Genomic DNA, 23,470 nt, shown 5'->3' with positions numbered 1-23,470 from the left:
CATTCCGAACCCGGAAGCTAAGCCTCACAGCGCCGATGGTACTGCAGGGGGGACCCTGTGGGAGAGTAGGACGCCGCCGAACAAATTTTGAGAAAGAGCCCCAACTCCGGGTACAACCCGTGAGTTGGGGCTCTTTTGCGTTTCCCTAGAAAGTCACTTCGGCGGTATCGACGATGCCGCCCTGGCGGCCGGGTGCACTGTGCCAGCGCCAGTAGACGTTGGTGTGGGCGATCACCTGCTCCGGGGCGGGCGCGCCGTACTTGGTCAGGTCCTCGGTGGTGTGGGCGTCGGCGACCAGCGTCGCGTCGTACCCGCGGACGATCGCGCCGTGCAGCGTCGAGCGGATGCACGCGTCCGTCTGGGCGCCCGTGACGACGAGCCGGCCCACCTTGTGCTCGGCCAGCACCGACTCCAGATCGGTCTCCTCGAAGGAGTCCGTGTAGCTCTTGTGGACCAGCGGTTCGCCGTCCCGGCGGACCAGCTCCGGGACGTACTCCCAGCTCTCGCTGCCCTTTTCGAGTTCCTCGTCGGAGTGCTGCACCCAGATGACCGGCACCTTCGCGGTACGCGCCTTGGTGATCACGGTGTTGATGTTCGCGATGACGTCGTCGCGGTTGGGGGAGCCGGCCACCACCCCGTTCTGGACGTCGATGATCAGCAGTGCTGTGTTGGGTCGATCAGGAAGCGTGGTCATGGGCTCACAGTAGGGTCCGGCACCGACAGCGCACGCCCGTATTTCAGGTGAGTGCTGTGGCGGTCGCGGCTACCGTGGCTCCATGAGCACCCCGACCAGTGATGACTTCGTCGTCCGCGGCATACGACCCCACGAATGGGCGGCAGTGAAGCAGCTGCGCCTGGAGGCGCTGCGGGACCCGGTCGCGCACATCGCCTTCCTGGAGACCTACGAAGACGCCCTGGCCAGGCCGGACTCCTTCTATCAGGAGCGGGCCACCGGAGCCGGTGGGAAGTCCGGTTCGGCACGGCAGTTCATCGCCGAGGCGCCGGACGGGACCTGGGTCGGCACCGTGACCGTGCTGCTGGAGGAGGCCGGGAGCGAGGACTGGGCCGGCCATCCGGTCGGGCGGCGGCAGGGGCATGTGGTCGGGGTCTTCGTACGGCCCGAGCACCGCGGGAACGGGCTGATCAAGGCCCTGTTCGAGGCCGGTGTCGGCTGGGCGTGGGAGCGGGAGGCCGAGCGGGTACGGCTGTTCGTCCACGCGGACAACACGCGGGCGCAGGGGGCGTACCGCAAGGTGGGGTTCTCGCCGAGCGGGCTGGTCGTCTCGTTCTCGAAGGACGAGGCCGAGGAGGAGCTGGAGTTCGTGCTGGAGCGCGGGTCACGCGGGTAGTTCCTGATGGGGCCAGCGGGCCCTGGCCTGTTCGCGGGAGCGGAGCAGCGCGAGGGCCGGCAGGCCCTGGTCGGATCCGGTGGCGAGCAGCTCGGGCAGCTGGGGGAGCGGGGCCACGGCCGCGACGTCGTCCAGGACGAGCGTGAGTGGTGGGTCGAGCCGACCGGAGGATGACCGTTCGGCCATGCGCCGGCCGCGCTCGACCACGCTTGAGACGAGGGCCGTCAGGAGGGGCATCGCGCCTGGATTGGTCCTGGGGTCCTCGATGGATTCACCGACCACATAAAGCGTGCCCCCTTCGTGGACGAAGGAATCCAAGGCGAGTGCATCAGTTCGGTTGGGAGTGCAGGCTTCGCGGATGTTGACCGTGAAGAGGGCGGACAGGGCCCGGCTGGTCAACTCCTGGGCCATGTCGCGGCGTTCCGGGTACGCGGTGAGGGCGGCCTCGAGCTCGCCCGCGGCACCGGGGGCGGCCTTCTGGTGGGTGCGGAGGGTTCGTACGGCGTCCTGGACCTGGGTGCCCTGGGACCAGCGGTGGACGTGGCGGATCGTGCGGTTCTCCAGGGCGGCGGCGTGCAGGTAGCTCCGTAGGAGTGTGGTCGCCGTGTCGGCCATCGCCTGGTCGATCCTGGCGCTGGGACGGACCGGGCTCAGCAGGGCGGTCGCTCGCTGAAGGGCCGTCTGTTTGTCTTCGCAGCCAGTGGTGGGGGACCAGTGGAGGCGGGCCGGGGTGTCGCACAGGTGGGCGGGGTCGTAGAGGAGGGTGGGGCCCAGTTTGGCCCGGGCGTCCTTGGTGTCCGACCAGAGGGCCGGGTTCGAGGTGACGACCACGGTGGGGCCGGGTGCGTCCTGGATGGCCTGGGCCGCTGCTGCGTGGCGGCCCGCGGGTGGGGCGAACAGGACCGCGCCTTCGGTGCGGTTCCTTTCCCATGCTCCGTGTCCACCGGCGGCCGGGAAGGCGCCCGACGAACCCGGCACGCCCGCCCCCTGGACAGCGGTCCCCTGGACAGCGGCTCCTTGCGAGGCCTCTGCCAGCTGCGCGACTCCCCCGGCCTCCGTCGGCCGCGCCCCTCGCTCCGCCTCTGCCGACCGCAGCTGCGCCGCCGCCTCCCCCGTCCCCCGCTCCGCCTCCGCACGCGGTACCGGGACCTCGTGGCGCTCCGGGACTTCGTGGCGCTGGTCGGGGGCTCCGTAGCGCCGCTCGGGGACCTCGTGGCGCTGCTCCGGGGCCTCGTGGTGTTCTTCCCGTGCCGGTGCGGGAGTCGAGAGGGGTGCCGGTGTGACCGACCGGGCCCGGCCCTTCGCCGCCCCTCGCTCGAAAGCGCGCCGTACCTTCCCCGCCCGCCATCTCGCCAGGGTGCCCATCACGAATATGGCGAGGACGATCAGTGCCATCAGCTGGCCGATGAGCAGGCCCCAGAACAGGCCCCAGCCCGAGAGCTGGGACGCCGGGGTGGCGGGCCAGGCGCCGGCGAGGTCGTGGGGCCGGCCGATGAGCTGGCGCATGGCCGGGGCGGTGCGGGCGAAGGTGACGCCGTCGGGCCAGGCGCCCCGGGAGAACAGGGCCGCCAGACCCGTGGACGTCCACACCAGCAAGGTCATGCCGAGGATGAAGGCGATGAAGCCGACCAGGAGGCCGTCAGGGATGCCGCCCCGGCCCTCCTGCCGGCTGCCGTCGCCGGCATGGCCGCCACGGCGGTCGTGCTCGCGGCCGCGACCGCGGTTGTCCGGTCTCACGCTTCCTCCCCCTACGCCACCGTCGATTCGGAGTCGCCCAGGTGCTGCTCCACGAAGGCCGCCGCCCGCTGCTCGGCCTCCAACTCCGCGGCGCGCAGCGCGTCGTCGGCCGCCAGGTCGCTGGAGGACTCCGTCATCGCGCGGTCGGTGAAGACCAGCGGGCGTTCCGTCTCCGTGATCAGGTGTTTGACCACCTGGACGTTGCCGTTGACGTCCCAGACCGCGATGCCGGGGGTGAGGGTGGGGATGATCTCCACCGCCCAGCGCGGGAGGCCCAGCACCCGGCCCGTCGCCCTCGCCTCGTCGGCCTTCTGGGCGTAGATCGTCCTGGTGGACGCCATCTTCAGGATCGCCGCCGCTTCCTTGGCCGCCGCGCCGTCGACCACGTCGGACAGGTGGTGGACGACGGCGACGAAGGACAGGCCCAGGCGGCGGCCGAACTTCAGCAGCCGCTGGAACAGCTGGGCCACGAAGGGGCTGTTGATGATGTGCCAGGCCTCTTCGACCAGGAAGATGCGCTTCTTGCGGTCGGGGCGGATCCAGGTGTGCTCCAGCCACACGCCGACGATCGCCATGAGGATCGGCATGGCGATGGAGTTGCGGTCGATGTGGGACAGGTCGAAGACGATGAGGGGCGCGTCGAGGTCGATGCCGACCGTGGTCGGGCCGTCGAACATGCCGCGCAGGTCACCGTCGACCAGCCGGTCCAGCACCAGGGCCACGTCCAGGCCCCATGCCCGTACGTCGTCTATGGCGACGTTCATCGCCTCCGCGGACTCCGGTTCGGGGTGCCGCAGCTGCTCCACGATGTCGGTCAGGACCGGCTGGCGGTCGACGATCGACTCGTTGACGTAGGAGTGGGCGACCTTGAGGGCGAAGCCGGCGCGTTCGTCCAGGCCGTGGCCCATCGCGACCTCGATGATCGTGCGGAGCAGCGCGAGCTGGCCCGTGGTGGTGATCGCGGGGTCGAGGGGGTTCAGGCGGATTCCGTGGTCCAGGGCGGCCGTCGGGTCCAGGCGGATGGGTGTTATCCCCAGCTCCTGGGCGATGAGGTTCCATTCGCCCACGCCGTCCTCGCCCTGGGCGTCCAGGACGACGACCTGGCGGTCCTTGAAGCGCAGCTGGCGCAGGACGTACGTCTTCTCCAGGGCCGACTTGCCGTTGCCCGACTCGCCGAGGACCAGCCAGTGCGGGGCCGGGAGCTGCTGCCCGTAGAGCTGGAAGGGGTCGTAGATGTAGCCCTTCCCGGAGTACACCTCGCGGCCGATGATGACGCCGGAGTCGCCGAGGCCGGGCGCGGCGGTCGGGAGGTAGACCGCCTGGGCCTGGCCCGTGGACGTGCGCACCGGCAGCCGGGTCGTCTCGACCTTTCCGAACAGGAAGGACGTGAAGGCTTCGGTGAGGACGGACAGCGGATCCCGCATGTGGTGCCCCTACCTTCGGATGCCGGTGGCGAACGGGAGGGTGTTCACAAAGGCGCGGTGATGCTCGCGGTCGCACCATTCCAGTTTCAGGTACGACTTTCCGGCGGAGGCCCTTATGGTCCGCTTGTCGCGGTTGAGGGCTTCCGGGGAACGGGCGGAGACGGTGATGAAGCCGACCAGGTTGACGCCGGCCGCGCCGCTGGCGAGGTCTTCGCCGCGCTGGTCGAGGCGGTTGTGGGCGGCGATGTCGCGCGGGTCGACGGTGCGGTTCATCTTGGCGGCGCGGGAGGCCTCGGCCTCGTCGTTGGTCTTCTCGGTCAGCATGCGTTCGATGGCTACCTCGGTGGGTTCGAGATCCATCGTCACGGCGACCGTTCGGATGACGTCCGGGGTGTGGACGAGGAGGGGCGCGAGGAAGTTGACGCCGACGGGGGTCATCGGCCACTCCTTCACCCAGGCGGTGGCGTGGCACCAGGGGGCGCGGGTGGTGGACTCGCGCGTCTTGGCCTGGAGGAAGGTGGGCTCCATGGCGTCCAGCTCGGCCGGCCAGGCGTTGCGCTTGGTCATCGCCTGGATGTGGTCGATGGGGTGGTCCGGGTCGTACATGGAGTGGATGAGGGAGGCGAGCCTGCCCTGGCCGAGGGGCTGGCGGACGCGGATGTCGGCCTCCTGCAGGCGCGAGCAGATGTCGGTCAGCTCGCGGGCCATCACGACGGCGAGGCCGGCGTCCCGGTCCAGCTTCCGTCCGGCCTGGGGCCGCGTGGCGCGCGCCATGGCGTGGGCCTCGGCGGCGAGTTCGCGGGTGTAGTGCATACAGGCGACGAGGTAGGCGCGGTGCTGCTCGCTGCTGGTGGACACCATGGACTGGAGCTGGTCGTAGGACTGCTGCAGCCAGTCGGGTGAGCGGCCGTCGCCGCGTACGGCGACGTCCTTGGCGTGGGCGTCCGGGTCGGCGGGCAGGGTGCGGGCGAGCATCTGCAGCCGGGTGACGAAGCCGTCGCCGTTGGCCACGTGCTTGAGCAGCGTGCCGAAGCGGTCGACGAGGGCCTCCTGGTCCTCGGAGTCGCGCAGGCCGACGCCGGGGCCCTCGATCTCGATGCAGGCCGTGACGGTCTTGCGGTCGGCGTGCAGGAGTACGGCGATCTCGTCCGGTCCGAAGGGGGCGGCGAGCCAGTTGATCCGTCCGATGCCCGGCGGCGGGCCGATCTCGACCTCGCGTCCGTCCAGCCGGGTGCCGGCCTCGATGACACCGGAGCGGTAGGCCGAGCCGCGTTTGACGGTCCGCTTGTACGTGCGGTTGATCTCGAACCACTTGTAGAACGTGCGGCGCTTGTAGGGCACGTAGACCGCGGCGAGCGCGAGCAGCGGGAAGCCCGTGAGCAGCACGATCCGCAGGGACAGCACCGGGACGAGGAGGCCGCACATCATGCCGAGGAACGCGCCGGCGACGATCAGCGCGATCTCGCCGGACTCACGGTTGCGGCCGATGATCGCGTTCGGCCGCGCGCGGCCGATCAGATACGTACGGCGGGGCGTTACCGGATGGGACATATGGGACTCGGTCGTCAACGCCCTTCACCTCCCGAGCGGTTGCTGCTGTTGCGGGTGTTGCTGGCGTGCGGGGTGTTGGCCGGGCTGGGTGCGCGCGGCGCGGGGGTGGCGGAAGAGCCTGCTCCGCCGCCGCCCTGGGGGGTACGGCTGCTGTGCGCGGCGACGCCTCCGGAGGCGGGGTTGGCGGGGCGGGGCGTGCTGCCGCCTCCGCCTCCTGCGTTGCTGTCGGCACGGGCGCTGTGGGTCTTGATGCCCTGGGCGACGAAGCTGGCCGGGGAGGTGATGACGGCGGCGGCCTTGCTCTCGGCGCCCTGCATGATGCGGTTGTTGCGGCCGTTGGCGATCTCGTCGCCGAAGCCGGGGACGAAGCGGTAGATCATCGCGCTGGCGAAGATGGCGAGCAGGATGATGGAGAGGCCGGAGACGACGGCGGAGAAGGAGTCCGGGCCGTTGTCCCCGGACAGGGCTCCGGCCAGGCCGAGCACGATGACGATCACCGGTTTGACGAGGATCACGGCGATCATGATTCCGGCCCAGCGGCGTACGTGGCCCCAGAGGTTCTTGTCCACGAGGCCCGCATAGACGACGGTGCCGAGGAGGGCGCCGACGTAGAGCAGGGCGGCGCGGATGACCAGCTCCAGCCAGAGGATGCCGGCGGCGAGGATGCTGACCAGGGACACGACGATCAGCATGATGGGGCCGCCGCCGATGTCGGTGCCCTTGTCGAGGGCGCCGGAGAAGGTGCCGAAGAACGTGTCGGCCTGGTCGCCGGTGGCCTTCGCGAGGACGTCCGTCACGCCGTCGGTCGCCGAGACGACGGTGTAGAGGATCAGCGGGGTGAAGGCGGAGGCGAGCACGGTCAGCCAGAGGAAGCCGACGGCTTCGGAGATGGCGGTGGTGAGCGGCACCCCACGTACGGCCCTCTTGGTCACGGCCAGCAGCCACAGCAGGAGCGTCAGGATCGTCGACGCGGCGAAGACGACGGCGTACTGCTGAAGGAACTTGGTGTTGGTGAAGTCGACGTTCGCGGTCTCCTTCACGGCGTGGCTGAGCTTCTGGATCGTCCAGGAGGCGGCGTTGGCACAGCCCTTGGCGAGGGAGGTGAGGGGGTCGAGGGTGCCGCCGAGGGTGGGGTCGTCGGAGGTGGTGCCGGAGCGTTTGGACCCCTTGTCCTTTTCGCAGAACTGCTTGGCCGCGCCCCGGATCAGGTCACAGGGGTCGTTGCTCTTCGAGGGGGTCGGAGTGGGTGCGGCGAAGGCGTGGGCGGCCAGCAGCACCGTGGCTGTCTGCACGGCTCCGAAGACCGCCGTGATCTTGAGGATGCGGTGGTTAGCGCGCATACGTGAACCCTCCGTACTCCTCGACGGCCTTCGTCATGTCGTCGGCGGTGGAAGCCGTCTGATCCCGGCCCACGGGGACGGGCCCGTCCTTCTGCTGGAAGTCGGTGATCTTCCAGTCACCGGCGACCCATTTCAGTTCGTACGTCGTGGTGTACCAGCTCTCGGTGACCGGGTTCGTCGAGGCTTGACCGGAGAGACCGAACAGCGAGGTGTACCAGACCTCGACCGTGGTGGTGTCCGTTCCCGAAGCGGTGACCTTGGTGCCGACGGGGATGACCCGGGAGATGAAGGTCTGGCCCTTGGGCGCGGTGCCGTCCTTGGTGAGGCCGATGTTGGAAAGGAACTTCTGGCTGGAGTAGGCGCTGTCCATCGCGGACTGCTTGGCGGCTGCCGCATCCGGGGCGTAGACCGTGCCGACGATCTGGTGGCGCCACGCGGTGTTGAACATCTCGGCCGACCCCAACGCCACCGCATAGTTCGCCGCGGCGCTCTGTGCCCCTTGTTCCGTGTGGGCGAAGCCCGAGGGGATGGTGCCGATCTTCGATTCCACCGGCTTCGTCCCGCTGGCCGCGGTGGACGACGTGTGCGGGCGGTCGTCCTTCGCTCTTGAGCCCTTGCCCGACGAATCGTCTCCTCGGTTGGCGAAGGCGATCGCGGCGATGAGGAGGACGACCACGCCGACGACCGTGACCAGGCTCCGGGAGGAGGAACGGCCGCCTCGCCGGGGTGCCCCGCCGTACGGGTCGCCCCCGGGCAGCCGGGTACGGGTCTGGCCCGCTTCGGTGTAGCCCTGCTCGTCTCCGGGACTCATGCCGCGTATGCCCCCTCCGCCTTGTAGACATACGACGGTAGCCGTGCTGGTTCCCGCGTGGGCGCGGTGTGGTGACTCGACATCAGGGAAACGCAACCTCAGCCGGTGGGCACGACGGGTGGGTGGGGGTGGAGGGGGACGACCGGGCGCGCCCGGGAGGGGACGGAGCGGGTACGGGTCGTCAGACCGCCATGCCGTACACGATGGTGAACAGCGTGCCCAGGGAGCCGATGATGAAGACTCCGGTGAGGCCGGCGATGATCAGGCCCTTGCCCTGTTCCGCGCTGAAGGTGTCGCGCAGGGCGGTCGCACCGATCCGCTGTTTGGCCGCACCCCAGACCGCGATGCCGAGGCAGAGCAGGATGGCCACGGCCATCACGACCTCGATCATCACCTTGGCTTCGTTGCCCAGGCTGCCGAAGGGGCCCCAGTCCGGAGCGATCCCGCCGATGATGGTGTTGATGTCTCCCTTGTCGGCCGCAAAGAGCATGTAAGTCACCGCCCCTGGTGGGTAGTTCTGCAGCGCCTCTGCCGTGTGCAGAGGTCAAACGTCATTCTCGCCGACAACGACGCCGTCGTATGTCGACTTGGCGTCATTGGCTTGCGGGTTTCGTACGAATGGCCCGTACGGTGACTCTGTGTATCACGGCAGGTCACGCCGGGCAACGAGGTGGGTGCGGAACCTGTGGTGTGGTTCCGTCGTTGTCCTCCTTTACGACCTGGCGCGGTTTCTGACGGCTGGTCGGGTGAGGTGTCGACACGATGTTCTCACGGACGGAACGGGAGAGGGCCCCGGCGTCGATCGCCGAGGCCCCTGGGGCGGTCGGGTCCGGCCACGCCCGGCCGGTGACGGCCGGGACGCGGGAGGACGGGGAGAAACGGGCCGCGGGGGACAGGGAAAACGGGCCGCGGCCGGCTGCCGTGACCCGTCTTCCTTTCCGTGCCGCCGAAGGGACCCCACGTCCCCCTCAGATGGCGGCTCCCCGTGACCCGACGGGGTGGTTCAAGAAGGTGCTGCTCAGCCGGTGAAGGCGTCCGTGCCGTGCGGGGTGCCCCAGCCGGTCGGGCCGTCGTAGCCGGACTTGGCGGTGCAGAAGTAGCTGGTGGCGCAGGTGCCGTTGTTGCCGCTGGTGACGTCGTTGAGGGCGGAGGTGCCGGCCGCGGCGTACGGGTACTTGGACGGGTAGGCGCTGGAGCCCGGGGTGCCCGCGAGGGCGTAGACGGCCGCGATGATCGGGGCCGAGGCGCTGGTTCCGCCGTAGGTGTTCCAGCCGGTGCCGTCGGAGCCGTAGGTGTCGTAGACGGACACGCCGGTGGCCGGGTCGGCGACGGCCGAGACGTCGGCGATCATGCGCTTGGTGCAGCCGGTGTCGGTCTGCCAGCTGGGCTTGGCGTCGTAGGCGGAGCAGCCGGAGCCGGTGCCCTCGGTGCTGGAGGTCTTCCAGACGCTCTCGGTCCAGCCGCGGCTGTTGGAGGAGGTCTTGAGGGCGGTGCCGCCGACCGCGGTCACGTACTTGGAGGCGGCCGGGTACTCGGCGCCGTAGCCCTCGTCGCCGGCGCTGGCGGTGATGGCGACGCCCGGGTGGTTGTAGTACTTCGAGTCGTACGACGTGTCGGAGGAGGACTCGGAGCCGCCGTAGCTGTTCGAGACGAACTTGGCGCCGAGCTTGACGGCCTCGTTCACGGCGGTGCCCAGGTTGGCGTCCGAGGCCGACTTGGCTTCGACGAGCAGGATGTTGCAGTTCGGGCAGACGGCGGACGCCATGTCGACGTCGAGCGAGATCTCACCGGCCCAGCCGCTGTCGGCGGAGGGGAGGGAGGTCGTGGAGCCGGTCTGGCCGACCTTCTTGAAGCAGCCGTTGTCGGTGGTGCAGTCCGACAGGCCGTAGTGCGAGCGGTACGTGGCCAGGTCCGCCTCGGCGTTCGGGTCGTCGTAGGCGTCGACGATCGCGATGGTCTCGCCGGAGCCGTCGGCGGCGGCGGCGTCACTCAGGCCGTAGGCGGACTGGAGGTCGCTCGGGCCGTACCCGGTCGGGGAGGCGGAGGACGCCTTCGGGGAGACGGTCCCGGGCGCGATGCCCTTCTTGGCGGCCTGCTCCTCCTGGAAGGCGGTGGTGCCGCCGGTGACGCGCAGCGCGTGGCAGGCGGCGTACCCCTTCTTCGGGGTCGTGGAACAGGTGTTGGTGTACTGCACATGGGCCTTGGCGACCTGCGCGGCGATGGCCTTGGCGCTCACGTGGTGGGCCGTGGGGGTGGCCGCGTCCGCGTGGGCGGCGGTGCCGATTCCGGCGAGGACGAGTGCTGCGGTGGCCGCGGCGGCGGAGCCGATGCGGTGCCATCTGCCGCGTATGTGGGGGGTGGTGGGGGTGGGCGTACGCAACGTACAGCCTCCTGTGGGTGGGGTTGACAGAGGCCTGCGGGTGGGGGACCACCGGTGGTTGCCGGTGGGGGCGGCGGCCCGCGACGACGATCGCTTGTTGAGTACGCGACAAACAAGCCAGGTTCCGGATTCCTGACCTCCGCCATACCGAAGCGGGTTGACGGCTTACTGATCAATGGCGGTGGGATGGAACTGTGCTGGGCTGCGCTTGACCTGCGGCACAGGCCGGGCACAGGTCGTTTCTACGCGCGCAGAGGGCGGGGAGGGCGTAGCGGGCGTAGGGCGTGGAGGGCCTCAGCGCGGCCGGAGTTGGCGCGGGCGGAGTGGGTGTGGGCGGAGTTGACGCGATGCGCGGTCGGCGCGGGCGAAGTCGGCGCGATGTGCAGTCGGCTCGGCCGGAGTCGGCTCGGCCGAAGTCGGTGCAGTCGGAGTTGACGCGCTCGGAGTTGGCGCGGTCGGAGTTGCCTCGGCCCAAGTTGGCGCGCTCGGAGTTGGCTCGGCCGAAGTTGGTGCGGTCCGAGTCAGCGCGGCCGGAGTCCGTGCAGCAGCAGATGTACGTGGGTGTCCAGGCCGGCCAGGGCCTCCTCGGGCTCCAGGGCGCAGCTCGCGATGAGGGCGGCGAGGCCGTGCAGGCTCGCGGCGGCGACCATCGTGATCCGCTCGGGGTCGCCCTGGACGATCTCGCCGCGCTCCTGCGCCTCGGCGAACATCCGGGTGAGGCCGCCGAGGGAGTGGTCGACGGCCGCCGCGAGGTGCGCGGAGCTGTCGGGGTCGTGCTTGCGCGCGAACATCAGCTCCAGGAGCTCCGGGTGCTCGACGGCGAAGCCGAGGTAGGCCCCGGCGAGCGCCGTCAGCCGCCCCTCGAAGGTGAGGTCGGGGGCGTCGGCGGCGGAATCCAGGGCCTGGTTCAGCCGCTCGTACCCGTCCAGCGCGAGGGCGTCGAGCAGGGCCTGCTTGTCCTTGAAGTGCCGGCCCGGGGCGGCGTGGCTCACGCCGATGTCACGGGCCAGTTCGCGCAGCGAGAGTGCGCCGGCGCCCTTCTCGCGCAGGGTCCGCTCGGCGCTCTTGAGCAGGGCTGCGCGCAGGTCTCCGTGGTGATAGGGGCGGCTCGTGGGCATGCGCACCATCGTATCCCGATGTTGGCGACGTCAATATAGTTGCCGTTGCCATCATTGTTGTCATTGACAGCATTGTTGGCGATGGCTACATTGAGGCCATGGCTGATACGACCGAAGCGCGCGGCAAGCGCAAGTGGAACGCGACCCACCTCCCCGACCTGGCCGGCCGTACGGCCGTGATCACCGGTGCCAACAGCGGCATCGGCTTCGCGGCCGCCGATGCCCTGGCCCGGTCCGGGGCCCATGTGGTGTTCGCCGTACGGGACCTCGCGCGCGGCGGCGCCGCGGCGGCGCGGGTGGACGGCAGCACCGAGGTGCGCCGTCTGGACCTGGCGGACCTGGACTCGGTGCGGGAGTTCGCCGCCTCCTGGGACCGCCCGCTGGACCTGCTGATCAACAACGCGGGCGTGATGATGCTGCCGGAGCAGCGCACCAGGCAGGGCTTCGAGATGCAGTTCGGCACGAACCACCTCGGGCACTTCGCGCTGACCAACCTGCTGCTGCCGTACGTCACCGACCGCGTCGTGACGGTCTCCTCCGGCCTCCACCGCGCGGGCGACGGCGTGATCCACTTCGAGGACGTGAACCTGCGGGGCCGCTACTCCCCGAGCCGCGCCTACGCCCAGTCCAAGCTGGCCAACCTCCTGTTCACCCTGGAGCTCCAGAGGCGCCTGGCCGAGGCCGGCTCGCCGGTGCGCGCCCTGGCGGCCCACCCCGGCTACGCGGCCACCAACCTGCAGAGCCATCATGCGAACCCGGTGGCGCGGGCGTTCATGGGCCTCGGCAACAGGGTGCTCGCCCAGGACGACAGGTCCGGCGCCCTGCCGACCCTCTACGCGGCCACCCAGGACCTGCCCGGGGCGTCCTTCGTCGGCCCGGACGGCCTTGGGGAGATGCGCGGCACCCCGACGCTGGTCGGCCGCAGCGCGGCGGCGAGCGATCCGGAGGCGGCGAGGCGGCTGTGGACGCTGTCGGAGGAGCTGACGGGGGTGGAATGGAGCACGGCCCCCGTGAGCCGGGTGGCCGGGGCCTAGCCCGGCCCCGGGACCGGATGCCGTGAGGCCGGCGGGACTCCTCCATGAGGGGCTCGCGCGAGGGGCTCAGTGGGGTTTGAGTACGACGACTCATGCCGCGGTGCGGCGCCCGCCGCACGATTCTGTTCATGACACAGGAACATCGCCGCCCGGGTCCGCGCCGGATGATCGCCGCCGTGCTGATCGTGGGGCTGACCGCGGCCGGCCTCGTCGGCTTCGTGCGGCTGTGGCGGGGGGAGCCGTATCCCGTCGCGGATCCGGTCGTCACGGCAACGCGGCTGGACGGCTACACGCAGACCGTGTACGACGCTCTGGACCTGCCCGACGCCGAACTGGACGGCAACTGGCCGGGCGCCGGCTCGGAGGCCGACGGCTATGACTGCTCCTACCGCGGACTGAGCCACCTGGACGAGCAGTTGAGCGACTCCCCGGCGAACCCTCCGGGCGTGGTCGCCGTGCGCGACGAGTGGGCGCTGAAGGGGGTCTCCCGCAAGGAGGCGGTGTCCTCGCTGCAACGGGCGCGCACGGAACTGACGCGGCGCGGCTGGAAGGTCACCGGCTACGAGAACTCCCACTACGGGCTCCGGCTCGGCCTGAAGCCCGCGAACAGCGAGGACTCCGTGTCCGTGGAGGCGTACCCCGGCGGCCGGCTCCAGGTCGCCGCCCATGCAGACTGCGCCCGCTATCCCGAGGGAACGCAGGTGAGCGCAGTCGACCAGCCGGAACTTCCGTCCCAGGTGGCGCCGGTCCAGCTGCGCAGGTGACGAGCACGTGGCGCAGGGCACAGCCGAGCGCTGTCACACTCGCGGGCCGTGCGCGGTCCTACAGGCGAGCGGTTCCGCAGGCGACCGCGTCGACCGGGAAGTGAAGGAGCATCGTCATGAAGGCCATGATCGTGTGTGTCTCCGTTTCGCACGGCAGCACGAGGAGGGTCGCCGACGTGATGGGGCGTGTCCTGGAGGCCCCCGTCGTCACCCCCGAGCAGGTCGACATGGCCGAGCTGGCCGCCTGCGACCTGGTGGGATTCGGCTCGGGGATCTTCCAGATGGCCTTCCACCCACGGCTGCGCCAGTTCGTCCGCTCCCTCCCGCGGGAGCAGCGGCGCAAGGCGTTCGTGTTCGCCACCAGCGGGTTTCCCGAGCCGCCGTTCCGCCCCTACATCCGCCGCCTCGTAGGGCTCCTGGAGCAGAAGGGCTTCGAGGTGGCGGGCTCCTTCTCGTGCCGCGCGCTGGACACCTGGCTCCCCTTCAAGGCCGTCGGGGGCATCAAGAAGGGACGGCCCGACGCCGGCGACCTGCAGGCGGCGCGCACGTTCGCCGAAGGGCTGCGCGCGCGGGAGTAGGACATCGTGGCGGGAGCTTCCGCCAAGTGCAGGAACCGTTCAACGACCGCAAACACCAAAAGAAGCGCCGGGTAAGGGTGCAACGGATGGAAATTGCGGCGCTCCGGGCGTTTCACCCGGTGTGCCTCATGTGACATGCGCTGACTGGAGCACATCATATGGGGGCGCAAAGCGGAACTGCCCCGGAAAAGGCGGGAGATATGAATCTCTATCAGCGAATCGCGGCCATCGGTGTTTCTGCCGTGGCACCGTTTCTTCTCAGTACGAGTAGCGCCCAGGCACAGGACAACGGTCTTCTCTCGCTGCTCAACGGGAACTCGATCACGCTCCTCTGCATCCCGACGGGACAAGTGGGGGAGGGGAACAGCCTGACCGGCACACAGAACATCACTTGCAGTCAGAGTGCCGGACAGACCTCGACTCCACCCGGCCAGCAGGGCCTCACGGGCTACGAGGTGGTCTCGAAGAACTTCGACGTCCTTCCCAGCTCGCTCGGGGTCCCTTTCGAGGCGGACTGCCCCGCCGGCAAGAAAGTGACGGGTGGAGGAATCCGCTGGAGTGGGCACAGCACGGATATCGGTGAGCACGACAACGGTCCGACCGAGGACAGCACCGGGTGGGTGGCCACGGTATTCAACACCGGGAACAACACGTTCTCGGGCACCGTCTACGCCATTTGCGTCAACACCGGCACCTGATATCGGGTCGTCGGCGGTCCGTACTCGTTCGGTTGCACCGCACGGGCGCACGAGGCGAACCGGTGCGGATATGCGGCCGGTTCGCGAGGAATTCGACGCCATGCGCGCCGGTGCTGGTGCAGCACCGGCGCGCGGCTCCCATCTGCCGAAAGAGTCCGTGTGCGTCATCGGCGAGGCGAGGTCGGGTACGTCCGGCCGCACGCCACCGCGGACGAGTTTCACGCGCGCCCGGAGTCCGAGCACGGGTGGTCGTGACGACCGTGTCCGCGGATCGGAGGGCACCGGAGGTGGCGGGGGTGATGGGGGTGGCGGGGAGGACCGCTCTGCCGAGTTCCCCTGCAAGGCAGGTCGACGGCACTCCGGGGGAAGGTTCCGTCACTCGACGAAGTGGTCGAACTCGCCTGCCTGAACACCGAGAACGAAGACGTTCCACTTGCCGCGGGTGGTCGTGACGACCGTGTCCGCGGAGCGGAGGCGGAGGGGGGTGTCGCCGCCATCGCCGCGGAGGCCGGGGGCGGGTTCCTTCTTGAGCCCGGAGAGGAGGGCGCGGAAGGAAGCGGGGGTGAGGTCGAGTGTCGCCCTGGTGGGGTCGGAGGATTCGGTGAGGTGGATGATTCCTGGGGTGGTGGCTATGTGTATGCAGGAGTTGCCCTCCGGGCAGTACGACGATTTCTGCCAGGTGAGCCGGGGCATCGGGGGTTCCATCACAGCTCCTTGAGCATGTTGTGGATGAAGTGCTGCGACTCCACGGGGGTCAGGGCCGCCGCCTCCATGCGGTCGAGCAGGACCCGGTACTTGTCGAGCTGAGCCTCGGCGTCGAGGAACACGGGGCCGTGCGACTGGTCGAGGTTGACCGTGTCGAGTTCCGGTACGGGGCCTTCGGCGTAGTAGATCGACTGCCCCGAGCCGGGGAAGACCACGGAGTTGAACGGCAGGACGTGGATTGCGATGTTGTCGCGGTCGTTCATGTCGAGCAGTTGCCTGAGCTGGCCTCGGATCACCTGCGGGCCGCCGAACCGCATACGCAGGGCGGCCTCATGGATGATCACCTGATGCGGGGTCGGCGGATCCCGGAACAGTACGGCCTGCCGCTTCACCCGGAACGACACCCTGTGCTCGACATCCGGCGGCGGGAGTTGAGGCACTGCCTGACGGAAGATCTCGCGGGCGTACTCGGCCGTCTGGAACAGGCCCGGAACGTGCACGACAACGGCGGTACGCAACCGGATGGCGTAGTGCTCCAACTCGGCCAGGTCCAGCAGGGCGGCGGGCAGGATCTCGCGGTACGTCTCCCACCAGCCGCGAGCGCGCTCGCTGGTCATCCCGCAGAGTGCCTCAATCAGGTCCGAGGCCGAGCAGTCGTAATTGCCGGCCAGAGTGCGGACCCGCTCGGCGCTCACGCCTGCCCGTCCGGCCTCCATGTTGCTGATCTGATTCGGCCTCACGCTGAGCAGTTGACTGGCCTCTGCGGCTGTGAGGCCGGCCCGCTCGCGAAGTTTGCGCAGCTCGGTGCCCAGGCGGAGCTGCCGACCCGTTGGGTTGCTTCTCACGGGTTTGTCCGCCTCCTAGCCGTGCGTGTCACTCACATGGGTGTCATGTAGGTGATTTAACGAGAACCGTGTAAAGAGTTACATGGAAGTCGCTAGCTTATGGCTTGGGCGCCCGCCCAGAAGCGCACCGGCTCGACGGACCGGTAAGCCACTGGGCAACCGAACACCGCACCTCAACCCCCCTCACCGAGCGGAGACTTCCATGCCCACCGTAGCCCCGCCCTGGACCTACACCCTCCAACTCCCGCACGATCCACGCGCACCGGGGATCGCAAGGGCAACCCTCCGTACCGTCCTTGCCGCGCACGACCTCTCCGCCCTCACGACCACCGCGGAACTGCTGGCGGCCGAGCTGCTCGCCAACGCGCATCTGCACACCACCGGGCCCTACGCGCTGCGTCTGCTCGGCAGGGAACCGGGGCGGCTGTGCGTCGCTGTCTGGGACACAGACCCCCGAGTCCCGCCCGGCTTCTCTGCACAGGAGGCCGCCGCGGCATCGGACGATGCCGAATCCGGGCGCGGGCTGCACCTCGTGCGGGCGTGCGCCGACTCATGGGGAGCCTCCGTGCTGCGCGAGCTGGGCGGGTCGAAGGGCGGGAAGCTGCTGTGGGCGGAGTGCCGGGGGGAGGGTCCGGCGTGACGCGTGGGGGCGGGAGGAGGGGGTGCGCCGTACCCTGGTGTGCGCGCCGGACGGCCCTCTGGAGAAGCACAGCGGCCATAGGTGGGTTTCACAGGAAAATCTCAGTGAAGTCAGGGCAGGATTCTCACCTTTGTGGGAGAGAGTGAGGCCTGATGAAGCGCATCTCACGCATCTGGCTCACCTCGCGTCCCGCCTCGCTGTGTGCTGTGGTGACGCTCGCCCTGACGTCGGCGTCCGTGGCTGCCGCCTCCGACGGGCCGGGGCCCTTCGGGGTCACGGCCGTCGCCGACACGACCGCCCAGAGCAAGCGGGTGGGCGCGCTCTTCGACGCGGACCGGGTAGGCAAGCTGGCCGGCGGCCACTTCTGCAGCGCCTCGGTCGTCCGCAGCCCGCGGCACACGCTGATCGTCACCGCCGCGCACTGTGTGGACGGGGACAACGGGGATCTTGTCTTCGTGCCGGGTTACCGGGACGGGAAGGCCCCCTACGGGGTGTGGAAGGTGGGGAAGCGGTTCCTGCCCGACGAGTGGGCGAAGCAGCAGAGCGAGGACAGCGACATCGCCTTCGCGTACGTGGACGAGCTGGGCGGGAAGCGGATCGAGGACGTCGTCGGCGCCAACCGGTTCGTGACCGGTGTGGCCACCGGGGCCACCGCCGTGACCGTCACCGGCTATCCCGACGAACGCGAGGTGCCCATCACCTGCACCAACAAGCCGGCGCTGCACAGCGGCACGCAACAGCGCATCAGGTGCCCCGAGTTCACCGGGGGCACCAGCGGCAGCCCCTGGATCAACGGCGACGGTCAGGTCGTCGGCGTCCTGGGCGGCCACGAGAAGGGCGGGGTGACGGCGGGCACGTCGTACAGCGTGGTGCTCAGCCGCGAGGCGGCCGAGCTGTACAAGGACGCCACCGCGTCCTGACCGGCGGCCGAACATTACCGCCCCGCGATGGTGTTCACCGGTCTTACGACGAGGACTTGAAGGGCAGCCCTCGCTTGCAGGTGTCCGTCTTTTCGACGGCCGTTGTGTATGCGGTGATGAGCTGCTTCATCGCGTCGGCGTCCTGGTGGTCGGACGAGTTCATCTGGAACGCGGTGAACAAGTCGTCGCCCAGTAGCGCCTTCTTGCAGTGACGCGTTTCCCCGAATGCTTCCCAGCCTGAATAGAGAAACCTTCCGTCCTCGGCTTGGTGATCGAGTTTGGAATTGGCCGATCCTCCAACGAAGTAGGCCGTGTTGGGCCCTGACAGCCACTCTTGCGATGCCTGTACTGCGAGGCGCGAGTCGATGCGGACTTCGCAACGTGCTGCGAAGCCGGCGGCTAGTTTCTGCTTTACTGTGATCTTTCGACCAGGTGGCATGAATGGTGCCATTTTGCTGCTGTCGACTGGAATCCCGCACAGAGAGTGCGGTACGGCGTACTCACGCTTTTCATTCTGACTGCCGCATCCGGAGAGCGTGGCCAGAAGAGTGACTGTTGTGCCTGCAGTGATAGCAAGACGCATTCCCGCGTGAGGCTGGAGGGCGTTCAATGACTCTCCTTTTTTCATTGGTCTCAGGGAATGTCTGCGGTACTGCCCGGAGTCTGCCCGTGAACAATGGTCCAGGCGTTCTCGTAACCCTGGCGCGCGGAATTTCCTGCGTAGGCCACAAGGTCTGGGCTCAAGTGGTAGCGGTTCACTGCCTGCTCCGTCGCCTGCTGTGCGTACTCACCGTTGCGATGCCGACCGTGATCCCAGACCTTCCCCTGGTCGTCCTGAGCATCATCCGCCGCACTGCCCTCGACGTCTTGGAACAGCCACTGCATGGCCGCGCCCGTAGCGGTGCCCGCGGCCCCGCCCACAATCCCGCCTGCCACGGGAGAACCGATGAATGACGTGCCTATGCCGACGACGATACCGACGCCACCGGAGACCAGGTTCTGATACTGGGCGACGGCGTGGTCGAAGGAATCGTCCTTCCCCTTTGCCACACTTCCGATGGCCTCCATCCGGCCCTGGCTGAGCATCCCGGAGACCTCGCCGCTCCGCTCCCCGATGGTCTGCACGAGAAGTTTGTGATCGTTGGTGAAGCGGTGGTCGGCGGGCAGGTCGGGGTCCAAGTGGTACTGCATCAGGTTGGACATGTACGCCTTCTGGCCCACTTCGACGGCAGCGTATCCCTCGGGATTCTGTCCCACGGCGAACAGGAACTTGTTCACGTCCCGGCCTTCGAGATGGGCCGCAGAGCCGTCGACGGGATACAGCAGGTCCGTGTGCGGCAAGTCGCTGTTGGCCCGGTTGATGTCCGGCAGGTACTCCGAGGCGATCTGGCCCATGCTGTCGGACATGTACCCGCGGTCCGTGAGGAGTTCCGACTTGTCCGCCGTGGCGGAGACGATCTCCTGGAACAGCTTCGTCTGGGCGCTGGTGTGGGCCGGGGTGTCGATCGTCGGCATCTCACCCGCGGGGTGACCGGTGGTCGCCGCCTCCAGGGCCTGGGCCAGATAGTTCTGGCCGGCGATGCTGTGGACATCGTGGGTGTCGTGGATGTCCATCGGCCACTGGCGCTGCTTGAAGAGGTAGTCGAAGTTGGAGACGGCCTTCTTGTGGTCTCCGTCCTGCGGGATGAAGTCGTCGTTGAAGAAGTTCGTGGCGGCCGTGGGATTGTTCGCCAGGCCTTCCAGGTATCCGCCCAGCGGATCCCATCCGCCGTCGCTGCCCTCGTAGTTGAGCTGTGGGCAGATGTTCGCCTGCCAGGCCACGTTCTTGCCGTCGTCCGTGTAGAACCGCTCGGTCTTCATCAGCGCGCGACCGTAGTCGTTCATGAACGTGTCGTCGAAGTCGCCGTTGCGCATCAGGTTGCTCATCACCTGGAAGCCGAGGACGTCGCCGTGGGTCCCGACCGCCTTGTTGCCAGTGGTGATCACCTGCTGCTTCCACGCCGTCATGCCCGCGCTGTCCGACTGGCTCGCGGTGGCAAGGGTCAGACTCAGGTTCTTCTGCAGCTCGGCGTACTTGTATCCGCGTTCGTAGCCCATGTGGGCGCCCTCGCGGCTGTCACTGAGGCCGAGCCAGAACTTCTCGGTTCCCTGGGCGCCCAGCCGCTCCGCGAACTCCTCGGCGAACAGCGGGTCGTCGTGGTACTGCTTCAAACCGGCGTTGATCTTGTCGAAGTCGGCAGGGGTCAGCTTCGACGGATCCTTCCGTGCCAGCTTCGCCAGCTCGTCGGCCTCCTGCACGGCCTTTTCCGCCTGGTCGCGGTCCTTGTAGACGGCGCCGGAGAACCCGTACTCGCTCTCGTCCACGAGCGCCATGAGGACGCCGGACGCGGTGCTGTCGCTCTTCGCGGCGTTGTCGAGGATCTTCTGCACCTCGTCGCGCAGGGCGTTCTCGTCCGCGACGCTGTGGTCGGCGACCTTGGTCCCTTGCGCGGCGCGGTCGGGATGGACGGTCATGGTGACGATGAAGCCGCCGTCGCCCGAGGGCATCACGGTGAGGTTCTTCTTGCGGCCGTTCTCGATGGCCTGGTGCAGCTGCTCCTTGTAGTGCTTCAGCTCGTTCCTGGTGTCCTGCAGGATGTTGTGGACGGACGTCGCTTCCTTGGTGGCGTCCTCGAACTCACCGGCGGTCCTGCCGATGAACTCCTTGGAGACGGCGGCGTTCACGCCGTGTCAGTCGACCTTGACCGCCTTGTTGTGCAGTCCGTCCTTCGCCTGCTTCTGCAGGTCCGTCAGGTTGCCGACGAGCAGGCCCCAGTCGTCGACGGCGTCGTCGAGCTGCTTGAAGTTGGCTTGATAGAGGTCTTCGAACTTCATTCGGCGGCCCCGCTCACTGCTTCTTCTTCTCGGGGGAGTGGACCGGGTTCTTCTTGCCCGGTTCTCCCGCGCGGTCGTCGAAGCCGGCGTCCAGGGTGTCGATGCTGCTCATCGTGCGCGCGATGTAGCCGTTGTCACCGGCTGGATCTTCTGGGTGACGTGCATGTGGTTGGAGATCTGGGCGCACGCGTCCAGCAGCGACTGCAGCTGGTCGTCCCAGCGCTGGGCCACGTGCTTCAGGCCCTTGCCCAGGGTGAATCCCTGCTTGGCCAGGTCGCCGGCGGCCGACTCGCTCGTGGTCTGCGCGACCCGGGCCTTGTCCCACAGCTGGGTGTAGAGCGAGTGAGCCTCTTTGCCGATTTGCACAAGATCGTTGTTGCTGACCTTCAGGTCGCCGTAGGTGCTGCTGCCGCCCCCGTCCACCGGGTCGGCCAGGTGGTTGAGCTGCATGTGCGTGGAGCCGCCTGACTTGGCGTCGGATTTGAGCTGCTCCCACTCGTCCCAGGACATCCGCTCGTCTCCCCCGTTCCGCGATCCGTACCGCTCGGGTCGGTCCGCCTTTGCGGTTGCTCATGGTAAGTGCATGACACGGCCGTCGTCGGCCGGGCCCGTATTCTCGTGCCCGGCCCGGTCCACTTCTAGACTGCTGCCAGGCGGACTGACCGGTGTCGAGGGGCGGTTGACGGTGCGTAAGGCATGGATCGTCGGTGGCGCCCTCGCGGGGGCCGGGCTCAGCTTCGTCATGCTGCTCGTCGTCGGGGTGTACGTCGTCGCCGGGAACCTCGTCAACGGGGTGGCGGCGGGCAGTCGCGGGCTTGCCAAGGGGGCCGTGCCGGCCGCCTACAAGCAGCTGGTGCAGCAGTGGGGCAATCTGTGCCCGGCGCTCAGCCCGGCGCTGCTGGCCGCGCAGCTGTACCAGGAGAGCGGGTGGAACCCGAGGGTCGTCAGCCCGGCCGACGCACGCGGCATCGCCCAGTTCATCCCGGGCACCTGGGCGACCCACGGCATCGACGGCAACGGCGACGGCAAGCGCGACATCTGGGACCCGAATGACGCGATTCCGTCGGCCGCTTCGTACGACTGCGAGCTCGCGAAGTACGTGAAGGACGTTCCCGGGAACACCTCCGACAACATGCTCGCCGCCTACAACGCGGGTGCCTACCGGGTCATAAAGGCCGGCGGCGTCCCGGGCATCAGCGAGACGCAGAACTACGTCCAGCGCATCCGCAGCCTGGAGAAGAGCTTCGCCGCCCCGGTCAAGCGGATCGACCCCACCCGGCAGGCCGCCGGTGCCATCGCCTTCGCCCAGAGCAAGCTCGGCACCCCCTATCTGTGGGGCGGCGACGGCACCGCCGACCAGGGCGGACGCTTCGACTGCTCGGGTCTGACCAAGGCCGCGTACGAAACGGTCGGGATCACGCTTCCCCGGGTGGCCAACGACCAGTACAACGCCGGTGCCCACCCCTCGCGGGACCAGCTGCTCCCCGGCGACCTCGTCTTCTTCTCCGACAACCTCACCGACTCGCGGGCCATCCGGCACGTGGGGATCTACGTCGGCGGCGGATACATGATCGACGCGCCGCGGTCGGGTGCCGTGATCCGGTTCGACCCGATCGACACCCCCGACTACTTCGGTGCCACACGGGTCACCGAGGATGGCGCAAAAGCACTCCCCACGAAGGTGTGAACGGTCCGTGAACCTGCCCCCTGAGCTGCGGTGATGAGTCTCTCTTCGATAACGTCTGCGTGATCATTCAGTGGAGAGTGGAACGTATTGACGGGGGTCGTGCGTTCCTGTTGACGTAGCCGAGCAGACGTCAGTGCGGCAGTGCAGCGGAAGCGGATCTACGAACCACGGGGGGCAGGAGCGACGCACACGAGGTGCGTCCGGGAAGACGACGAAGGGGCCACAGCACCATGGCTGTACTCGCCGAATCCGGATCGAACCCCGACGTCGACCTGCTCTACGACATCAACGGCCTGGCCAAGGACGCCCCGCACTGGTTCGACCGGGCCATGGAGTTCGTGGGCGAGTACGGACTGCTGCTCGCCATGGTGCTGCTCGTGCTGTGGTGCTGGTGGTCGGTGCGGCGCCGGGCCGACGAGGACGCCGCGTCCTCCGTCGCCGCGCTGGTGTGGGCGCCGCTCGCGGCCGCCGCCGCGGTGCTGGTGAACGTACCGATCAGAGGCTTCGTCGCCCGCCCCCGCCCCTTCCACGATCACCAGGGGCTGGACGTCCTCGTCTCCGGCAAGACCGACTTCTCCTTCGTCAGCGACCACGCGACGATCACGATGGCGCTCGGTGTCGGGCTGTTCGTCGCCAACCGCCGCTTCGGCATCGCGGGGATCGGGCTGGCGCTGCTTGAGGGTTTCTGCCGGGTGTACATGGGGGTGCACTACCCGACGGACGTCATCGGCGGCTTCGCCCTCGGCACGGCGGTCGCCCTGCTCCTGTCCCCGCCGGCGATGGCCCTGCTCACTCCGCTGATGAAGGCGGTGGAGCGGTCGCCGCGGGCGGGGTGGATCGTGCGGCGGCGGGTGACGGGCGGGGTTCCGGGGGAGGCGCCGGTGCCCGGTGCCCGCCGCCCGGTCGAGTCGGAAGAACGGGATCTGGCGGCGTAAAACCGGGACCGCAGCCCGCCCAGGGGCGCGGGAACCGCGCGACCGGCCCCCACGCACCCGCGGGTTTCCGGTGGCCGGCC

23 protein-coding genes, 1 rRNA gene and 1 pseudogene are annotated in these 23,470 nt (G+C 68.7%); 10 read left to right on the top strand and 15 right to left on the bottom strand.

Annotation, left to right across the window (positions count from 1 at the left end; translation table 11 throughout):
* Positions 1 to 82: ribosomal RNA gene (rrf, locus tag ACZ7P3_RS25010) — 5S ribosomal RNA — on the top strand; the annotation flags it as partial.
* Between the two features lie 63 nt (positions 83 to 145).
* On the opposite strand, the gene ACZ7P3_RS25005 is transcribed toward rrf, so the two are convergent.
* On the bottom strand, positions 146 to 694 hold the full coding sequence (locus tag ACZ7P3_RS25005) for a cysteine hydrolase family protein (protein WP_472085223.1): 549 nt from the start codon (positions 692 to 694) through the stop codon (positions 146 to 148).
* An 82-nt stretch (positions 695 to 776) separates the two neighbouring features.
* Between ACZ7P3_RS25005 and ACZ7P3_RS25000 the strand changes: the two genes are divergently transcribed.
* Complete coding sequence (locus ACZ7P3_RS25000; protein WP_472085221.1) at positions 777 to 1,349, top strand: GNAT family N-acetyltransferase; 573 nt, start codon at positions 777 to 779, stop codon at positions 1,347 to 1,349.
* Here ACZ7P3_RS25000 and ACZ7P3_RS24995 read toward each other — a convergent pair.
* The 8 genes from ACZ7P3_RS24995 to ACZ7P3_RS24960 form a co-directional block, all read right to left on the bottom strand.
* A complete protein-coding gene (locus ACZ7P3_RS24995) occupies positions 1,338 to 3,086 on the bottom strand; it encodes a type IV secretory system conjugative DNA transfer family protein (protein WP_472085219.1) in 1,749 nt (582 codons plus the stop codon). The genes ACZ7P3_RS25000 and ACZ7P3_RS24995 overlap by 12 nt on opposite strands.
* Positions 3,087 to 3,097: 11 nt before the next feature.
* On the bottom strand, positions 3,098 to 4,510 hold the full coding sequence (locus ACZ7P3_RS24990) for an ATP-binding protein (protein ID WP_472085217.1): 1,413 nt from the start codon (positions 4,508 to 4,510) through the stop codon (positions 3,098 to 3,100).
* Between the two features lie 9 nt (positions 4,511 to 4,519).
* The gene (locus tag ACZ7P3_RS24985; protein ID WP_472085215.1) at positions 4,520 to 6,061 is read right to left on the bottom strand and encodes an SCO6880 family protein; all 1,542 of its coding nucleotides are present in this window, start codon (positions 6,059 to 6,061) and stop codon (positions 4,520 to 4,522) included.
* 14 nt (positions 6,062 to 6,075) lie between these two features.
* The gene (locus ACZ7P3_RS24980; protein ID WP_472085213.1) at positions 6,076 to 7,401 is read right to left on the bottom strand and encodes a hypothetical protein; all 1,326 of its coding nucleotides are present in this window, start codon (positions 7,399 to 7,401) and stop codon (positions 6,076 to 6,078) included.
* On the bottom strand, positions 7,391 to 8,212 hold the full coding sequence (locus tag ACZ7P3_RS24975) for a DUF8175 domain-containg protein (RefSeq protein WP_472085211.1): 822 nt from the start codon (positions 8,210 to 8,212) through the stop codon (positions 7,391 to 7,393). Before ACZ7P3_RS24975 ends, ACZ7P3_RS24980 begins: the two co-directional genes overlap by 11 nt.
* Before the next feature lie 181 nt (positions 8,213 to 8,393).
* Entirely contained in the window at positions 8,394 to 8,702 is a 309-nt protein-coding gene (locus ACZ7P3_RS24970) for a hypothetical protein (protein WP_014673544.1), read from the bottom strand.
* Positions 8,703 to 9,230: 528 nt separating this feature from the next.
* Positions 9,231 to 10,592, bottom strand: a complete 1,362-nt coding sequence (locus tag ACZ7P3_RS24965) for a S53 family peptidase (protein WP_472085209.1) — start codon at positions 10,590 to 10,592, stop codon at positions 9,231 to 9,233.
* A gap of 521 nt (positions 10,593 to 11,113) precedes the next feature.
* Positions 11,114 to 11,719 carry a TetR/AcrR family transcriptional regulator gene (locus tag ACZ7P3_RS24960; RefSeq protein ID WP_472085207.1) on the bottom strand — a complete coding sequence of 202 codons (606 nt, stop codon included), beginning with the start codon at positions 11,717 to 11,719 and terminating at the stop codon, positions 11,114 to 11,116.
* 89 nt (positions 11,720 to 11,808) lie between these two features.
* On the opposite strand from ACZ7P3_RS24960, the gene ACZ7P3_RS24955 reads away from it, so the two are divergent.
* The 4 genes from ACZ7P3_RS24955 (at position 11,809) to ACZ7P3_RS24940 (ending at position 14,784) form a co-directional block, all read left to right on the top strand.
* The gene (locus ACZ7P3_RS24955) at positions 11,809 to 12,744 is read left to right on the top strand and encodes an oxidoreductase (protein ID WP_472085205.1); all 936 of its coding nucleotides are present in this window, start codon (positions 11,809 to 11,811) and stop codon (positions 12,742 to 12,744) included.
* A 128-nt stretch (positions 12,745 to 12,872) separates the two neighbouring features.
* The gene (locus ACZ7P3_RS24950; RefSeq protein ID WP_472085203.1) at positions 12,873 to 13,508 is read left to right on the top strand and encodes a hypothetical protein; all 636 of its coding nucleotides are present in this window, start codon (positions 12,873 to 12,875) and stop codon (positions 13,506 to 13,508) included.
* Between the two features lie 116 nt (positions 13,509 to 13,624).
* Positions 13,625 to 14,086: a flavodoxin family protein gene (locus tag ACZ7P3_RS24945; RefSeq protein WP_472085201.1), complete on the top strand. Its 462-nt coding sequence runs from the start codon at positions 13,625 to 13,627 to the stop codon at positions 14,084 to 14,086.
* A gap of 200 nt (positions 14,087 to 14,286) precedes the next feature.
* Positions 14,287 to 14,784, top strand: coding sequence for a hypothetical protein (locus tag ACZ7P3_RS24940; protein ID WP_472085199.1), 498 nt, complete (start codon positions 14,287 to 14,289; stop codon positions 14,782 to 14,784).
* 375 nt (positions 14,785 to 15,159) lie between these two features.
* Here the strand turns inward: ACZ7P3_RS24940 and ACZ7P3_RS24935 are convergent, their stop codons facing one another.
* Positions 15,160 to 15,489: a DUF397 domain-containing protein gene (locus tag ACZ7P3_RS24935; protein ID WP_472085197.1), complete on the bottom strand. Its 330-nt coding sequence runs from the start codon at positions 15,487 to 15,489 to the stop codon at positions 15,160 to 15,162.
* Positions 15,489 to 16,334, bottom strand: a complete 846-nt coding sequence (locus ACZ7P3_RS24930) for a helix-turn-helix domain-containing protein (protein ID WP_472085195.1) — start codon at positions 16,332 to 16,334, stop codon at positions 15,489 to 15,491. Before ACZ7P3_RS24930 ends, ACZ7P3_RS24935 begins: the two co-directional genes overlap by 1 nt.
* A gap of 202 nt (positions 16,335 to 16,536) precedes the next feature.
* Here ACZ7P3_RS24930 and ACZ7P3_RS24925 point away from each other — a divergent pair, with 202 nt between their 5' ends.
* Together ACZ7P3_RS24925 and ACZ7P3_RS24920 are read left to right on the top strand one after the other, a co-directional pair.
* Positions 16,537 to 16,974, top strand: a complete 438-nt coding sequence (locus ACZ7P3_RS24925; RefSeq protein ID WP_472085193.1) for an ATP-binding protein — start codon at positions 16,537 to 16,539, stop codon at positions 16,972 to 16,974.
* 152 nt (positions 16,975 to 17,126) lie between these two features.
* Positions 17,127 to 17,894 carry a trypsin-like serine peptidase gene (locus ACZ7P3_RS24920; protein ID WP_472085191.1) on the top strand — a complete coding sequence of 256 codons (768 nt, stop codon included), beginning with the start codon at positions 17,127 to 17,129 and terminating at the stop codon, positions 17,892 to 17,894.
* 43 nt (positions 17,895 to 17,937) lie between these two features.
* Here the strand turns inward: ACZ7P3_RS24920 and ACZ7P3_RS24915 are convergent, their stop codons facing one another.
* From ACZ7P3_RS24915 to ACZ7P3_RS24900, 4 genes and pseudogenes are all read right to left on the bottom strand, one after another.
* Complete coding sequence (locus ACZ7P3_RS24915) at positions 17,938 to 18,504, bottom strand: hypothetical protein (RefSeq protein ID WP_472085189.1); 567 nt, start codon at positions 18,502 to 18,504, stop codon at positions 17,938 to 17,940.
* Positions 18,505 to 18,527: 23 nt separating this feature from the next.
* Positions 18,528 to 20,618, bottom strand: a complete 2,091-nt coding sequence (locus ACZ7P3_RS24910; RefSeq protein WP_472085187.1) for a hypothetical protein — start codon at positions 20,616 to 20,618, stop codon at positions 18,528 to 18,530.
* 6 nt (positions 20,619 to 20,624) lie between these two features.
* Positions 20,625 to 20,768, bottom strand: coding sequence for a hypothetical protein (locus ACZ7P3_RS24905; protein WP_472085185.1), 144 nt, complete (start codon positions 20,766 to 20,768; stop codon positions 20,625 to 20,627).
* A 13-nt stretch (positions 20,769 to 20,781) separates the two neighbouring features.
* Positions 20,782 to 21,278: pseudogene (locus ACZ7P3_RS24900) on the bottom strand (hypothetical protein).
* A 175-nt stretch (positions 21,279 to 21,453) separates the two neighbouring features.
* On the opposite strand from ACZ7P3_RS24900, the gene ACZ7P3_RS24895 reads away from it, so the two are divergent.
* Positions 21,454 to 22,455 carry a C40 family peptidase gene (locus tag ACZ7P3_RS24895; RefSeq protein WP_472085183.1) on the top strand — a complete coding sequence of 334 codons (1,002 nt, stop codon included), beginning with the start codon at positions 21,454 to 21,456 and terminating at the stop codon, positions 22,453 to 22,455.
* Between the two features lie 230 nt (positions 22,456 to 22,685).
* Positions 22,686 to 23,390: a phosphatase PAP2 family protein gene (locus tag ACZ7P3_RS24890; protein WP_472085181.1), complete on the top strand. Its 705-nt coding sequence runs from the start codon at positions 22,686 to 22,688 to the stop codon at positions 23,388 to 23,390.
* Positions 23,391 to 23,470 lie beyond the last annotated feature (80 nt).

It is taken from the genome of Streptomyces sp. NPDC107581 (genome assembly GCF_055657175.1).
Note: the sequence above shows the minus strand (reverse complement) of the source record. Positions and strands in the feature narration are given on the sequence as shown.

Coding starts and splice junctions, on each gene's coding strand:
- ACZ7P3_RS24970 (WP_014673544.1), bottom strand. CDS start 8,702: ATGCTCTTTGCGGCCGACAAGGGAGACATCAACACCATCATCGGCGGG.
- ACZ7P3_RS25005 (WP_472085223.1), bottom strand. CDS start 694: ATGACCACGCTTCCTGATCGACCCAACACAGCACTGCTGATCATCGAC.
- ACZ7P3_RS24905 (WP_472085185.1), bottom strand. CDS start 20,768: ATGAAGTTCGAAGACCTCTATCAAGCCAACTTCAAGCAGCTCGACGAC.
- ACZ7P3_RS24940 (WP_472085199.1), top strand. CDS start 14,287: ATGAATCTCTATCAGCGAATCGCGGCCATCGGTGTTTCTGCCGTGGCA.
- ACZ7P3_RS24935 (WP_472085197.1), bottom strand. CDS start 15,489: ATGGAACCCCCGATGCCCCGGCTCACCTGGCAGAAATCGTCGTACTGC.
- ACZ7P3_RS24975 (WP_472085211.1), bottom strand. CDS start 8,212: ATGAGTCCCGGAGACGAGCAGGGCTACACCGAAGCGGGCCAGACCCGT.
- ACZ7P3_RS24925 (WP_472085193.1), top strand. CDS start 16,537: ATGCCCACCGTAGCCCCGCCCTGGACCTACACCCTCCAACTCCCGCAC.
- ACZ7P3_RS24955 (WP_472085205.1), top strand. CDS start 11,809: ATGGCTGATACGACCGAAGCGCGCGGCAAGCGCAAGTGGAACGCGACC.
- ACZ7P3_RS24960 (WP_472085207.1), bottom strand. CDS start 11,719: ATGGTGCGCATGCCCACGAGCCGCCCCTATCACCACGGAGACCTGCGC.
- ACZ7P3_RS24920 (WP_472085191.1), top strand. CDS start 17,127: ATGAAGCGCATCTCACGCATCTGGCTCACCTCGCGTCCCGCCTCGCTG.
- ACZ7P3_RS24950 (WP_472085203.1), top strand. CDS start 12,873: ATGACACAGGAACATCGCCGCCCGGGTCCGCGCCGGATGATCGCCGCC.
- ACZ7P3_RS24985 (WP_472085215.1), bottom strand. CDS start 6,061: ATGTCCCATCCGGTAACGCCCCGCCGTACGTATCTGATCGGCCGCGCG.
- ACZ7P3_RS24890 (WP_472085181.1), top strand. CDS start 22,686: ATGGCTGTACTCGCCGAATCCGGATCGAACCCCGACGTCGACCTGCTC.
- ACZ7P3_RS24990 (WP_472085217.1), bottom strand. CDS start 4,510: ATGCGGGATCCGCTGTCCGTCCTCACCGAAGCCTTCACGTCCTTCCTG.
- ACZ7P3_RS24945 (WP_472085201.1), top strand. CDS start 13,625: ATGAAGGCCATGATCGTGTGTGTCTCCGTTTCGCACGGCAGCACGAGG.
- ACZ7P3_RS24980 (WP_472085213.1), bottom strand. CDS start 7,401: ATGCGCGCTAACCACCGCATCCTCAAGATCACGGCGGTCTTCGGAGCC.
- ACZ7P3_RS25000 (WP_472085221.1), top strand. CDS start 777: ATGAGCACCCCGACCAGTGATGACTTCGTCGTCCGCGGCATACGACCC.